We start from the raw sequence: 13,648 nt of genomic DNA, 5'->3' as shown, positions 1-13,648 counted from the left end.
TTCATAAATACATTGTATCAGAAAAAGACGAGGATGTTTAGTTTCCTCGTCTTTTTTCTATGTTGGGACTTATGCAACAGCCCCTTCTTATATTTTTTTTACTTTTTTTGCTTGTGGGCCCCTTGGGGCTTCGATTTTTTCAAATTCTACATTATCTCCAGTTTCTAATTTCTTAAATTCTTCTTCAGATACTATATCAGAAAAATGAACAAAGAGATCTTCTCCACCCCACTTTATAAAACCGAATCCTTTTTTATTATCAAAGAATTTAACTACACCTATACTCATTTTGCCGCCTTTCTTGCTGAAAATAGGACTCTCAAAGTTTCCTCATTTACATCGTCAAGTGTATCCTCGTCAAAAATCCTTATATCAGTAAAACCAATCTTTTCAAGCAAAGTTTTTACATAGTCAACCCCGTAAATCCTTTCCTGTTGATATTCTTCTATTCTCCTGTATGTTCCGTCTGGATTTTCTACGAAAAAGTTTAGATTCATATTAATTAGGTCATCTTCCATATAATTATCCCAAGTATAGAAAATATCTTCATACTCATAGACATAGCATTCTGACCCAAAAATCTCTCGCATCTTCATTTCTGAATTTATATCAAAAACCAAAAGCGAATCGTCCTTAAGATTGTCATAGGAATTTCTAAAAAGTTTCTCAAGGTCAGCTGGATTTGTGACGTAATTTACACTATCCAATAAGATTACGATTAGGTCATAAAAGTTTTTTTGTTCAAAGGCTACCATATCATAATAAATTAGATTTACCTTGTCAATATCATACTTTTCTGCAAAACAATTTAGCATATCTGTTGAAATATCAAGGGCATCTATTCTCTCAAAGTCATCAAAAAAATACTGGGTGAGCATGCCCGAGCCACAAGCGAGCTCAAGCATATTCTCATTTCCAATTTCATATTTTTTTGCCAAGTCCTTGATATTTTTGGCGTAGCCTTCGTAGTCTATATCAAAACTTAATTTGTCATAGATATAGGAAAACTCACCGTACATTACTTATCCTTTATTTCTTCAAGACTAGCCTTGGTTTTTTCTAAAAGGTCTTTGTAGTCAGCTAATTTTTCTTTTTCCTTATTAACAACAACTTCTGGAGCCTTGTCTGTGAAGCCCTTGTTTGAAAGTTTGCCTTCTGCTCTTTTAATTTCAGATTCTATTTTCTTAATCTCGCCTCTTAGACGTTCTCTCTCCTTATCATAGTCCATTAGTTCGTCTAGGGACATATAAACTGAAAATTCGTTAAAGACAAGTTTTACCAAGCCTTCGTCAGATATTTCTGCTTCATCCTTATTTAAAACTTCAACCCCACTTGCACTTGCAAGGTTTATAAATTGAGCTTTTATTTGTTCGAGTAGGTCCTTGTTCTTGTCGTTTTCAGCAACTATAGTTAGGTTTTGCTTAGTTTTTGCTGGTACATTCAGACTTGCCCTTTGATTTCTTATGGCTGTGATTGCCTTAATAACAGAGTTCACATTTTTTTCTTCTTCTACAAAATCAAACTCTTCCTTGATTTCTGGCCATTCTTCTACAATTAGCATGTCCTTTTTATTTGGAAGTGAAGAATAAATTTCTTCTGTTATAAAAGGCATAAATGGATGAAGGAGGATGAGCATTGATTTTAACACATAAATCAATACTTTTTTCACATTTGCTTTAGCCTCTTCATCATCACCGTAAAGTCTAATTTTCGCAAATTCTATATACCAGTCACAGTATTCGTTCCAAATAAAGTCTTCAATCCTATCTGCAGCCATGCCTATTTCATACTTATCAAGATTCTTAGATACATCTTCTATAACTTGGTTAAGTCTCTTTAGGACCCACTTATCCTCAAGGGTTAAATTTTTTCCATCAAAATCTAAGTCATCAGACTCATCTATATTCATAAGGACAAACCTTGATGCATTCCATAACTTGTTGGCAAAGTTTCTTGATGCAAGAAGCCTATCCTCATCATATCTCATATCATTTCCTGGGGAATTGCCTGTAATCAAAGTAAACCTAAGAGCATCTGCTCCATACTTGTTAACTACGTCTATTGGGTCAACACCATTGCCTAAAGACTTACTCATCTTTCTGCCTTGGCTATCTCTGATTAGACCTGTAAATAAAACGTGGGAGAAAGGTACTTTTCCAGTTGTATATAGGGAAGCAAACACCATTCTAATTACCCAGAAAAAGATTATATCATAGCCAGTGATTAGGATATCTGTTGGGAAGAAATAGTCAAATTCTTCATTTTCTTCTGGCCAACCTAGGGTAGCAAAAGGCCATAGGGCTGATGAGAACCAGGTATCAAGTGTGTCCTCTTCTTGGGTAACTTTTTTGCCTTCAAGCATTCCATTTTCGTCTGGTTCTTCTTCTGATACTATGATTTCCCCATCTTCTGTATAGAAAACTGGTAGTCTGTGGCCCCACCAAAGTTGACGGGAAATTGTCCAATCTCTGATATTTTCAAGCCAGTTCATGTAGGTTTTTGATAAATTTTCTGGGATTAATTTTAATTCGCCAGAATTGTAAGCATCTATACACATCTTGGCAAAATCATCCATCTTTACAAACCATTGTTTAGAAATAAGTGGTTCGATTACAACATCAGTTCTTTCAGAATAACCTACTGCATGGTCGATTTCTTCAATTTTTACAAGAAGACCTTGCTCTTTGAGGTCAGCAAGCATGGCTTTTCTTGCTTCATATCTTTCCATGCCAGAATACTTGCCATAGCCTTCAACAATGTGAGCCTTAGAGTCTAAAATAACACATTGACCAAGATCGTGACGAGCTCCTACTTCAAAGTCGTTAGGGTCATGGGATGGTGTTATTTTTACACAACCAGTACCATATTCCATATCTACATAAGAATCTGCAATTATTGGAATCTTGCGACCTACAAGCGGAAGGATTAAATTTTTTCCTATCTTATCCTTAAAGCGTTCATCTTCTGGATTTACTGCAACAGCCAAGTCGCCAAGCATGGTCTCTGGACGAGTTGTAGCTATTGTTATAAAATCATCACTATCTTCGTAATGATATTTGATATACCAAAGCTTACCCTTTTGGTCCTTGTGGTAAACTTCTGCATCAGAAATTGCTGTTTCTGCCTTTGGATCCCAGTTTACAATCCTATTGCCCCTGTATATCAATCCATCATCGTACATTTTTTTAAAAACTCTTTTGACAGCACGAGTTAGGTTTTCATCCATTGTGAAAGAATCGTGATTCCAATCGCAAGAAACACCGATGGTCCTTAGTTGTTTTTTAATTGTACCACCATACTTATGGGTCCAATCCCAAGCTTCTTTTAGGAAGCCATCCCTACCTAAATCTGCCTTAGTCTTACCTTCACCCGCAATTTTTCCTACAACCTTGGCTTCTGTAGAAATAGAAGCATGATCAGTTCCAGGTATCCAAAGGGCTTCAAAGCCTGCCAATCTCTTGTATCTAATAACAATATCTTGCAAGGTATTATTTAGGGCGTGGCCTAAGTGCAATTGCCCAGTTACATTTGGTGGTGGCATTACTATTGTAAATGGCTTTTTATCTGGGTTTACTCCTGCCTTAAAATATCCACCATCTTCCCATTCTTTGTAAATTTTTTTCTCAAAATCCTGTGGATTATATTTTGTATCCATAATTTCTCCTCTCAATTAAAAAGGTGATAACGCATTCTAGGACGAATTATCGCGTTACCACCTAAATTTCTTATAAAAAGACTCTCTTTGCATTTATGCATGCTACATTAACATATACGAAAGCAACCTTCACCTAATAGATCCAAAGATTTTCACCAGCCATCTTCTCTCTGAGGGACTTTTTAGCTTACTCCTCTTTCATTGTTAGTATTCAACTTAAATTTATTATATTAATAATTAGCTAAAAGTCAACACCATCAAATTTTGTTAAAGAAATATCCATGTTTTTCATGATATAGATTTCCTTAAAGATATAATTTCTTTACCAAGCCTTATCCTTGTAATTTGAGCAATTTATTCTCAAGTCTAAGGATAATTATAAATTTTTGATGAAAATATTTTCATTATTTTAATTTTTTTGATATAATAGGTGTAGAGTCTTGGTGTAGGAGAAATTATGAAATTGCAAATATATATAATCTCAGATAGTAGCGCTATTGCCCTATTAGAAATGGTTAAACTCACCATGGGACACTTTGATAAAGCCTATGAAATAAAAACGTTTGATAGGATTAATAGTGAGAAAAAACTATCCCAGATACTAACATCAATAAAGGATTGTGACAGTTCGATAATTTACCACTCATTTAGAGATTCTAAAATGAAGGCCTATGTCAAAAAATACTTGGCTAGTAAAAAATTAAAGTCAATCGGACTTATGGATTATTCTGTAAGTCAAATGGCAAATCTCTTGGATAAAACCTCAGAAAAAAAAGTCCAAATAGATTCACCAGCTAAAAATCATCAAAAGAGAATCGATGCTCTGGATTTTGCGATAAATTTTGATGATGGACAAGATTTTAAGGGCCTAGCTTTTTGTGACGTAGCAATAATTGGAGTTTCAAGATCATCTAAGACCCCCCTATCCATGTACCTTGCTAGCAAGGGACTTAAGGTTAGCAATATACCAATTTTGGTTGACTCAAAGGTTCCAAAAGAATTATTTGAGATAGACCCTAGTAAAATTTTTGGTTTGACTATAGACAAGGGAGTCCTTAAAAAAATAAGAGAAGAAAGACTTAAATCTTTAGGCTTGTCTATTGATTCGCTTTATTCCTCTAAGGGAAGGATTGATAGGGAGATTGATTATGCCCTAGAGCTTATGAATGACCTAGGTTGTACTATTATAGATGTTACTTATAAATCTATAGAAGAAACTTCAGAAATTATCATCAATAGCTTAAATAAAATATAGAAAGGAACGAATTATGAGCACAAAATACGTTTATAACTTTGATGAAGGCAACAAGACAATGAGAGATACTCTGGGCGGTAAGGGTGCAAACCTTGCAGAAATGACAAATATGGGTATTAACGTACCATATGGTTTTTCTGTAACTACTGAAGCTTGTATCAGATATTACAATGAAGATCAAAAGCTTTGGGATACCTTAAACGAAGAAATTACTAGCCACATCAAAGATCTTGAGAAACACAATGGCAAGACTTTCGGCAACAATGAGGACCCTCTCCTAGTATCAGTTAGGTCCGGTGCACCAATATCTATGCCAGGTATGATGGATACTATCCTAAACCTTGGTCTTAATGATGTTGCTGTTAAGGGTCTTGAAAATAAGACAGAAAACAAGAGATTTGCCTACGACTCTTACAGAAGATTTATACAAATGTTTGCTGACGTTGCCATGGGACTTGATAAAAATAAATTTGAAGAAGTTCTTACAGCAAAAAAAGAAGAAAAAGGCGTAAAAACTGACCACGACTTGGAAGCAGAAGACTTTGTTGATGTTGTAGAAAAATACAAGAAAGTTTACAAAGAACTTGCTGGCGAAGAATTCCCACAAGATCCTAGAAAACAATTAGACCTTGCTATTTCAGCAGTATTTTCTTCATGGAACAACCCAAGGGCTATCCTCTATAGAAAATTAAACGAAATTGATGATAAGATGGGTACAGCTGTTAACGTTCAAACCATGGTATTTGGTAACATGGGTGAAACTTCTGGTACTGGTGTAGCTTTCTCAAGAAACCCAGCTACTGGTGAAAACGTCCTTTACGGTGAATACCTAATGAACGCTCAAGGTGAAGACGTAGTTGCAGGTGTTCGTACACCAGAACCAATAAGCCACCTTCACGAGCTTATGCCTGAAGTTTATGACGAATTTTATAATACAGCACAAACTCTTGAAAAACACTACAAAGACATGCAAGATATGGAATTTACTATCCAAGAAGGCAAACTTTTCCTCTTACAAACTAGAAATGGTAAGAGAACTGCCCAAGCAGCTGTCCAAGTAGCTGTAGATATGGTAGAAGAAGGCTTAGTTGACGAAAAAGAAGCTCTTTTAAGAGTTAATCCACAAGACCTAGACGGTCTTCTCCACCCAACCTTTACTGCTGAAGCTGTAAAAAATGCCCAATCACTTACCAAGGGTCTTGCAGCATCTCCAGGAGCAGCTGTAGGTAAAATTGCTTTCTCTGCCCCAGAAGCAGCTAAGAGAGCTAAAGATGGTGAAGTAGTTGTCCTTGTCCGTGAAGAAACAAGCCCAGAAGACCTTGAAGGTATGGTATCTGCAGTTGGTATTCTTACTGCACGTGGTGGTATGACTTCCCACGCAGCTGTAGTTGCAAGAGGTATGGGTAAGTGCTGTGTATCTGGTGCATCAGATATCCACGTTAACGAATTTGAACACACCCTAAGAGTAGGCGATGTTGTCCTAACAAGTGAAGATACAATTTCAATTGACGGATCTACAGGTGAAATCTATGCAGGTGCCCTTGCTACTCAACCACCACAAATGCATGGTGCTTTCGGCAAATTTATGCAATGGGTAGATGAGTATAGAGATATGAAAGTTAGAACAAATGCTGATACACCAAGAGATGCTAAACAAGCGCTAGAATTTGGTGCAGAAGGTATTGGTCTATGTAGGACAGAACACATGTTCTTTGCAGATGACAGGATTTTCCAAGTTAGAAAGATGATCCTTGCTTCAGATCTTGAAACTAGACAAGCTGCCCTTGATAAAATCCTTCCAATGCAAGAGGAAGACTTCTATCAAATCTACAAACTAATGGAGGAAAGACCAGTAACAGTTAGACTTCTTGACCCACCTCTTCACGAATTCCTACCAAAGGGAGAAAAAGAAATATCTGATCTTGCCCTTGACCTAAAGATGCTACCAGCTAGGGTTAAAGAAAGAATTGCAGAACTTCAAGAAGTAAACCCAATGCTTGGTTTCAGAGGTCTTAGACTTGGTGTAATCTATCCAGAAATATCAAAAATGCAGGCAAGAGCAATCATGCAAGCTGCAATTAGATTAAATAAGGAAGGCGTAAATGTTGTTCCAGAAATCATGATCCCATTATCATCTGATGTTCACGAACTTGATTACGTTAAAAATATCGTTAGGGAAGAAATAGAAAAAGTCTTTGAAGAACAAGGAATGGAAATCAAATACCTTCTTGGTACCATGATTGAAATCCCAAGAGCTGCTATCACAGCAGATGAGATCGCACAAGTAACTGACTTCTTCAGCTTCGGTACAAACGACTTGACTCAAATGACCTTCGGTCTATCTAGGGATGATGCAGGTAAATTCTTACCAGCTTATATCGAAAAAGATATCTTTGAAAAAGATCCATTCCAAGTTCTAGATCAAAAAGGCGTTGGTTTCTTAGTAGAAACAGCTGTAGAAAAAGGAAGAAAGACAAATCCTGCCCTCCACTTAGGTATCTGTGGTGAGCACGGCGGTGAACCAAACACAGTTAAATACCTCTACAATGTAGGTCTTGACTATGTATCTTGTTCACCATTCAGAATTCCAATAGCTAAACTTGCAGCAGCTCAAGCAGCAATAGAAAAAAATAAATAAAATCCAATCTCCGATTAGTTTTCTAATCGGAGATTTTTTTGCTAAAAATTTGCAATTTTTATAATTTTAAGATATAATCTCCTAAAACAATAAGGAGAATCTTATGGAAAAAATCAAAAATTTAAAGGGCATAAACGGTGCCCAATTAAAATATATAGCCTTCGCTTCAATGTTTATAGACCATTTCAACAAGGCAATCATAACCCCATTTCTAACAGGAACTGGCCCTATGGTTATTATTACAACTATTTTTGACATATTAGGAAGGATCGCCTTTCCTATATTTGCCTTTATGGTTGTGGAAGGATTTTTCAAAACCAAATCACAATGGAAATATTTAAGAAATTTACTTATTTTTGCAGTGATTTCCGAAATTCCCTACGACATGTTCCAGTCGGCTGAATTTGTAAATACTTGGTCACAAAATATTCTCTGGGGACTTGCCCTAGGCTTATTCACAATCATGGCAATTGATAAATTAAAAGCCTACATCAAAAAAAGACCCCTATGGATCTTTGTATCCTTACTATTAGTCGCACTTTCAAGCCTTGGCTCCATGCTCATATCATCTGACTATGAGTACTATGCCATCATAATAATATACCTATACTATATTTTTTATGACAAAAGACTTCTTGCATCAGGACTTGGCTACCTTGTAATAATCAAGGAAATCTACGCAATCTTAGGCTTTGCAACAGTACTTTTATATAACGGCGAAAAAGGCAAGCAAAATAAAATATTTAACTACCTATTTTATCCAGTTCATCTTTTGATTTTTGGAATAATAAGGATGGCCTTTAAAATCTAAAAGACAGCTTAATTTATTTAAGCTGCCTTTTTATTTTGCAATTTTTATCTATGAAATTTTATTAATGAAATAGAATTTATAATAATTGAAAGGGCCACACATATCCAAAGGGCCTTAGATATGGTTGGCATGGTATCCATTAAGCTTGCCCAATCTTCTCTTATTACTCTTCCTGCCCCATCCGCATAAAAGGCACAAACAGTTAGGCTTGTGAAAGCTAGGCTTAAAAATCTAAAGATATCAGCACGATTTTTGTAATTCATTATATTTAAAAGGGCGGTAATTATTGCCGCCCCTCCAAAGATAAGCCACATTAGAAGGCTTCCTTTCTTATATATTTCTTAACTATTATAGCAAAATAGATTGACATCAAGATAGCTACAACTCCTGCAAGGGCTCTTTTTGTCATTCCCACAGCCGGGATAAAAATCGCTATGGCAAAGAGAGATAAAATCGCTATTGTATAGATAGATAAAACAATACCCCTAGTTACCATTTTCACTGTGGTTGCATTTTTATCTTCAAAAGATTTTCTCAATATAAAATAGAAAAATCTCATAAAAACTATTATAAGTAATAAATAAAGCGCTTTTCCTAGAATTTCCATATTTTATCCTTCCTTATTTAACCATTAGATTAAGGTCAAAATATTATTTTATGAGCTAAGTTCTCCAGAATCTTAACTTTCAATATTCGAGCCTGATAAGAGTACCATACAGTATGCTAATATAATTATTTTTTTCATACTATCCTCCTTTATCTTATCACTTATATAATATCACAAATCAGAAAAAACTTATTTGAAAAATTATAAAGAAAAAGCGGCCAAAGCCGCTCTTAAGTTTTGATAATAGATTCTATAATGTTATTACTCACTATCCTCAAGTCTTAATTCTAAGAGCATACCTGAGTATTCCTTATTATTTTTTATCCAATCTCTTATATCATCTTCATGAAAAATTGGGGTTACTAAAGAATTAGCTTCATTAGAAAAACTTGCAAATATTGGGTAAACTTCTCCGTTCTTGATTACCCCACCATTATCCCACTGCCAGCCATTTGACATCTTGTGAGTAAGTTTTTTATCTTTAAATTCATATTTGGTAAGAACAGAAGTTTTCTTATCTGAAATAGAATAAATATATACTTTACTTGAGTTTACTGCAATTCCAAGCTTTTCCTTATCTTCTATTTTAGGAAGCTCAATATCAAAAGATTCTGAAATTTCCCCATTTTCATAAGTTGAAAGAGTCAGGCGAAGATCATCAGGCCTTATTCCCTTGAAGGAATAAACTCCTGCCCCATAATCTAAATTATCTCCACCATCAAAGGTGTCAAGCACGTTAAGCTCATAGTCTTCTTTTGTAAGCATAACATCTTCTGCATTTTTCACTTCTACTTTACAAGACGCTAAGCTTAGTATTAAAAATAGACTTAATAATACATTTCTCTTTTTCATTTCTATCTCCGTAAAAATAAATTAAAAATTAGCGCTATGGTAATCTTCTTCCTCTTCACCTAGGCCAAGTTTTAAGACTAAGATGTCAAGGTCCTTATCTTCTTCAGTCATTTTTTTAAGGTCCTCATCTGCCATATTTTTTATGTCTATATCCACATCCTTTGATAGGCCTACAAATACTATAGATGACTCATCTCCTTTGATTTCCTTCTCATCTAACCAATAGGTCTTAGAAAATTGGTCTTTAAGAATATTCTCATCTACCCTAAAGGTTGCAGGATCGTGGATTTTCCCATCTTTTATTCCATAGTTAGTAAAGACGTGCTCATCAAAGCCAAAGCCAACTAATTCACTTGCCTTAAATTCTGTTAAAGTGCCACCTAAAATCCCAGTAATTTCTCCATTTTTTATAGAATATAAGTTCATTTTTAGCTTATCAAAGTCAAGCCCCTTTAAAGAATAAGTATTAGAGGCAAGGCTCAATGGCTTTTCTTCGCCAAAATACTCTACCGCATCTACATCAGTCTTAGCTTGGCTTATTTTCACACCTTCTTCTAGATTAGCTTTTTTATTACAGCCAGTAATGGCAAGGGCCAAGGCACATATTATTAAAAACTTTTTCATCTTATCCCCCTTTATCTTGTTACTTATATAATACCCAAAATCAAAATAAAAAAAAGGATTTCCCAAATAATTCAAAAAAAGCGGCCGCAGCCGCTTGTAAATTTTTATAGAATTATTAATAAGAAGATGATTAAAAGGACCATTAAAACCTTAGCACCCAAGGGTAAAATTTCAACTTCTTTTTCCCAATCTGTGCTCTTATACATTCTTTGTTCATCTATATATGAACTCGTAAAGGACAAAGATTTTATATAATAGGTTAAATTTTCCTTAATTTTGATGATTTTATCTTTCAGCTTCTATCCTTTTTGTATTTTCTAGAATAAATTTATAATATTATCATTTTCGTCAACGTCTATGTCAAGAGCATTTGGGTGTTTTGGAAGGCCTGGCATAGTTAGGACCTTATTAAGATATGCAACTATGAACCTTGATCCTGTCTTAATTTTGATGTCAGAAACTGTAATTTCAAAACCTTCTGGTCTGCCCTTGATTTTTCCATCATCTGTTAAAGATGCTGGAGTTTTTGCCATACAAACTGGGAAATTTCTATAACCAAGTTCGTCGATTTTATCAAGGACCGCCCTTGCCTCATCTGTAAAATTAACCTTGGCTGCTCCGTAGATTTCCTTGGCGATTGTGTTGATTTTCTCTTCTGTTGATAGGTTGTCCTCGTAAAGAAGTTTCATGTCTTCCTTATTGTTTTCAACTAATTTCACGAGTTTATTAGCAAGGTCAATCGCACCGTCACCACCCTTGGCCCATACTTGGGTTAGGGAGAACTCAACTCCAAAGTTCTTTGCCCAGTCTTCCATAAATTTGATTTCAGCTTCTGTGTCTGTCACAAATTCATTAAGGGCAACTATTACTGGAAGGTTGTATTTCTTCATGTTTTCTACGTGCTTTTCAAGGTTTTTAACCCCTTCTTTTAGGGCATCTAGGTTTTCTTCGGTGAGATTACTTTCATCAACCCCGCCGTGAAGTTTAAGGGCCTTGATAGTTGCAACTACAACAGCTGCCTTTGGACGTAGACCAGAAACCCTACATTTGATGTCTAAAAACTTTTCAGCTCCTAGATCTGCCCCAAAACCTGCTTCTGTGATTACATAGTCAGAATATTTGAGGGCTGTCTTTGTTGCAATAACAGAGTTACAACCGTGGGCAATATTGGCAAACGGACCGCCATGGATTATTGCTGGGTTGTTTTCCAAAGATTGAACAAGGTTTGGATTCATGGCATCTTTAAGGATAGCCACAACTACACCTTCAACGCCCAAATCTTTTGCAAAAATAGGTTTGTCATCTTGGTTATAACCCACCATGATATCGCCAATCCTTGATCTTAGGTCTTCTAGGTCTTCTGCAAGACATAGGATAGCCATGATTTCACTTGCAACTGTAATATCAAATGAAGAATCCCTCTCGTCCTTGCCATTGGCATTGATTTTTATCCTTCTAAGGGCTCTTTCATTCATATCCATGACATAGTTAAACATGACTTTTTTAAAACCAAGTTCATTACCTTGGAAAATATGATTATTAATTAGGGCCATGATTGCGTTGTGGGCAGATGTGATGGCGTGAAAGTCCCCATTAAAATGTAGATTTATCTCATCCATTGGCACAACTTGGGCGTAGCCTCCACCTGTTGCCCCGCCTTTTCTACCTAAAACTGGTCCAAAAGATGGTTCCCTAAGAGCAACTGTGGATTTTTTGCCTATTTTATTTAAACCGTCAGATAGGCCTACAGTTACAGTTGATTTTCCTTCCCCAGATGAGGTTGGGTTTATAGATGTGACTAAGACTAGGTTTTCAGATAAATTATCAAAGTTTTCTCTTTTAATCTTTGCCTTGTAGTCCCCATATTTTATTAATTTATCGGCTGAAATGCCAATCTTTGCTGCAACGTCTTCTATTTTTTCTTTCTTTGCTTGTAAAGATATTTCGTAATCAGTCTTCATTTTCCCTCACTTCAATGATAAATGTCCGATGTCTTTCCTACAGAAAAGATTATCGCACTTAATTTTTTCAACATCCTTGTAGGCGGCTTCTCTCGCTTGTGCCAAAGTTTCTCCTTCTGCACACACGATTAAAACCCTACCTCCATTTGTAAGAATCTTTCCGTCACTTTCTTTTGTACCCATATGGAAAACTTTTGAATCAAGACCGTCAAGACCAGTAATTTCAAAACCTTTTTGGTAGGATTCTGGATAACCCTTTGAAGCAAGGACAACACCTATATAGGCCCTATCCTTCCACTTAATTTCCATCTCTCTTCCGTCAAGGACTGCCTCAGCCAAGTCGTAAAGGGAAGTCTCCATAGATAAAAGGATAATTTCTGTCTCAGGATCTCCAAAACGAACGTTGTATTCTATAGTTTTAACCCCGTCCTTGGTTTTCATAAGACCTGCAAATAAGATTCCCTTAAAAGGTCTGCCTTCCTTAATCATAGCCACAGCTGTTGGCCTTACAACCTTTTCTAAGGCCTCTTCAATATCTAAGTCTGTGATGTGTTTAATTGGCATATAAACGCCCATGCCACCTGTATTTAGGCCTTCGTCATTATCAAAGGCCCTCTTGTGGTCTTGGACAACCTTCATCGGCATAACCTTATCACCTGACACAAATGATAAGAGGGAAAATTCCTCACCCTCAAGAAATTCTTCTATAACAACAGATGCACCAGCTTGTGCAAAGATCTGATCAACCATAATCTCTTTGAGGGCTTCTCTTCCCTCTTCAAGATTTTGGGCAATTATTACTCCCTTACCTGCAGCTATTCCATCAGCCTTAATTACAAGTGGAAAAGAAGATTTTTCAACATAGGCCAAGGCTTTTTTATAATCTGTAAAAGTCTCGTAAGATGCTGTTGGAATGTCATATTTTTTCATCAAATCTTTGGCAAAGGCCTTTGAACCTTCAAGAATGGCAGCGGCCTTGTTTGGGCCAAAGACCCTGATATTTTCTTTTTCTAAAATGTCTACGATCCCGTCAACCAAAAAGGCTTCTGGGCCTACAAAGACCAGGTCAATTTCCTTTTCCTTACAAAAATCTGGAAGTTCTCCGACTTCACAAGTGATACAAGTTCCAAACTTGGCCACGCCAGGATTTTCTCCCAGCATAAAAATTTCGTGGCCTTCCCTATATAATTTATCAGAAATGGCATGTTCCCTGCCACCATTTCCTACTACTAATACCCTTGCCAT

The 13,648-nt window shown here is 36.0% G+C and carries 12 protein-coding genes; 3 read left to right on the top strand and 9 right to left on the bottom strand.

The window, feature by feature from the left end:
• Nucleotides 1–87: 87 nt before the first annotated feature.
• From HMPREF1630_RS02435 to HMPREF1630_RS02425, 3 genes are read right to left on the bottom strand one after another with little or no spacing between them, the layout of a single operon-like run.
• Entirely contained in the window at nucleotides 88–288 is a 201-nt protein-coding gene (locus tag HMPREF1630_RS02435) for a cold-shock protein (protein WP_004828739.1), read from the bottom strand.
• Entirely contained in the window at nucleotides 285–1,019 is a 735-nt protein-coding gene (locus HMPREF1630_RS02430) for a class I SAM-dependent DNA methyltransferase (RefSeq protein WP_037326741.1), read from the bottom strand. The genes HMPREF1630_RS02435 and HMPREF1630_RS02430 overlap by 4 nt, the downstream gene beginning before the upstream one ends.
• Entirely contained in the window at nucleotides 1,019–3,655 is a 2,637-nt protein-coding gene (locus tag HMPREF1630_RS02425; RefSeq protein WP_037326740.1) for a valine--tRNA ligase, read from the bottom strand. Before HMPREF1630_RS02425 ends, HMPREF1630_RS02430 begins: the two co-directional genes overlap by 1 nt.
• Before the next feature lie 457 nt (nucleotides 3,656–4,112).
• On the opposite strand from HMPREF1630_RS02425, the gene HMPREF1630_RS02420 reads away from it, so the two are divergent.
• From HMPREF1630_RS02420 to HMPREF1630_RS02410, 3 genes are all read left to right on the top strand, one after another.
• On the top strand, nucleotides 4,113–4,910 hold the full coding sequence (locus HMPREF1630_RS02420; protein ID WP_037326738.1) for a pyruvate, water dikinase regulatory protein: 798 nt from the start codon (nucleotides 4,113–4,115) through the stop codon (nucleotides 4,908–4,910).
• 13 nt (nucleotides 4,911–4,923) lie between these two features.
• Entirely contained in the window at nucleotides 4,924–7,548 is a 2,625-nt protein-coding gene (gene ppdK / locus HMPREF1630_RS02415; RefSeq protein WP_037326737.1) for a pyruvate, phosphate dikinase, read from the top strand.
• 103 nt (nucleotides 7,549–7,651) lie between these two features.
• Nucleotides 7,652–8,359: a TraX family protein gene (locus HMPREF1630_RS02410; RefSeq protein WP_004828731.1), complete on the top strand. Its 708-nt coding sequence runs from the start codon at nucleotides 7,652–7,654 to the stop codon at nucleotides 8,357–8,359.
• A gap of 44 nt (nucleotides 8,360–8,403) precedes the next feature.
• Here the strand turns inward: HMPREF1630_RS02410 and HMPREF1630_RS02405 are convergent, their stop codons facing one another.
• The 6 genes from HMPREF1630_RS02405 to purD form a co-directional block, all read right to left on the bottom strand.
• Complete coding sequence (locus HMPREF1630_RS02405) at nucleotides 8,404–8,622, bottom strand: hypothetical protein (RefSeq protein ID WP_231549502.1); 219 nt, start codon at nucleotides 8,620–8,622, stop codon at nucleotides 8,404–8,406.
• Between the two features lie 50 nt (nucleotides 8,623–8,672).
• Nucleotides 8,673–8,966 carry a hypothetical protein gene (locus HMPREF1630_RS02400; RefSeq protein WP_004828727.1) on the bottom strand — a complete coding sequence of 98 codons (294 nt, stop codon included), beginning with the start codon at nucleotides 8,964–8,966 and terminating at the stop codon, nucleotides 8,673–8,675.
• A 261-nt stretch (nucleotides 8,967–9,227) separates the two neighbouring features.
• Complete coding sequence (locus HMPREF1630_RS02395) at nucleotides 9,228–9,818, bottom strand: hypothetical protein (protein WP_037326732.1); 591 nt, start codon at nucleotides 9,816–9,818, stop codon at nucleotides 9,228–9,230.
• Between the two features lie 21 nt (nucleotides 9,819–9,839).
• Complete coding sequence (locus tag HMPREF1630_RS02390; RefSeq protein WP_037326729.1) at nucleotides 9,840–10,442, bottom strand: hypothetical protein; 603 nt, start codon at nucleotides 10,440–10,442, stop codon at nucleotides 9,840–9,842.
• Nucleotides 10,443–10,759: 317 nt separating this feature from the next.
• A complete protein-coding gene (locus HMPREF1630_RS02385) occupies nucleotides 10,760–12,403 on the bottom strand; it encodes a formate--tetrahydrofolate ligase (protein WP_004828723.1) in 1,644 nt (547 codons plus the stop codon).
• 6 nt (nucleotides 12,404–12,409) lie between these two features.
• A complete protein-coding gene (purD, locus tag HMPREF1630_RS02380; protein ID WP_037326725.1) occupies nucleotides 12,410–13,648 on the bottom strand; it encodes a phosphoribosylamine--glycine ligase in 1,239 nt (412 codons plus the stop codon).

Source organism: Anaerococcus lactolyticus S7-1-13 (assembly GCF_000758765.1).
Classification (GTDB): Bacteria; Bacillota; Clostridia; order Tissierellales; family Peptoniphilaceae; genus Anaerococcus; species Anaerococcus lactolyticus.
Note: the sequence above shows the minus strand (reverse complement) of the source record. Positions and strands in the feature narration are given on the sequence as shown.

Excerpts from the sequence above, each read along its gene's own strand:
- HMPREF1630_RS02435 (WP_004828739.1), bottom strand. The coding sequence starts at position 288 with ATGAGTATAGGTGTAGTTAAATTCTTTGATAATAAAAAAGGATTCGGT.
- HMPREF1630_RS02430 (WP_037326741.1), bottom strand. The coding sequence starts at position 1,019 with ATGTACGGTGAGTTTTCCTATATCTATGACAAATTAAGTTTTGATATA.
- HMPREF1630_RS02425 (WP_037326740.1), bottom strand. The coding sequence starts at position 3,655 with ATGGATACAAAATATAATCCACAGGATTTTGAGAAAAAAATTTACAAA.
- HMPREF1630_RS02420 (WP_037326738.1), top strand. The coding sequence starts at position 4,113 with ATGAAATTGCAAATATATATAATCTCAGATAGTAGCGCTATTGCCCTA.
- ppdK (WP_037326737.1), top strand. The coding sequence starts at position 4,924 with ATGAGCACAAAATACGTTTATAACTTTGATGAAGGCAACAAGACAATG.
- HMPREF1630_RS02410 (WP_004828731.1), top strand. The coding sequence starts at position 7,652 with ATGGAAAAAATCAAAAATTTAAAGGGCATAAACGGTGCCCAATTAAAA.
- HMPREF1630_RS02405 (WP_231549502.1), bottom strand. The coding sequence starts at position 8,622 with ATGAATTACAAAAATCGTGCTGATATCTTTAGATTTTTAAGCCTAGCT.
- HMPREF1630_RS02400 (WP_004828727.1), bottom strand. The coding sequence starts at position 8,966 with ATGGAAATTCTAGGAAAAGCGCTTTATTTATTACTTATAATAGTTTTT.
- HMPREF1630_RS02395 (WP_037326732.1), bottom strand. The coding sequence starts at position 9,818 with ATGAAAAAGAGAAATGTATTATTAAGTCTATTTTTAATACTAAGCTTA.
- HMPREF1630_RS02390 (WP_037326729.1), bottom strand. The coding sequence starts at position 10,442 with ATGAAAAAGTTTTTAATAATATGTGCCTTGGCCCTTGCCATTACTGGC.
- HMPREF1630_RS02385 (WP_004828723.1), bottom strand. The coding sequence starts at position 12,403 with ATGAAGACTGATTACGAAATATCTTTACAAGCAAAGAAAGAAAAAATA.
- purD (WP_037326725.1), bottom strand. The coding sequence starts at position 13,648 with ATGGCAAGGGTATTAGTAGTAGGAAATGGTGGCAGGGAACATGCCATT.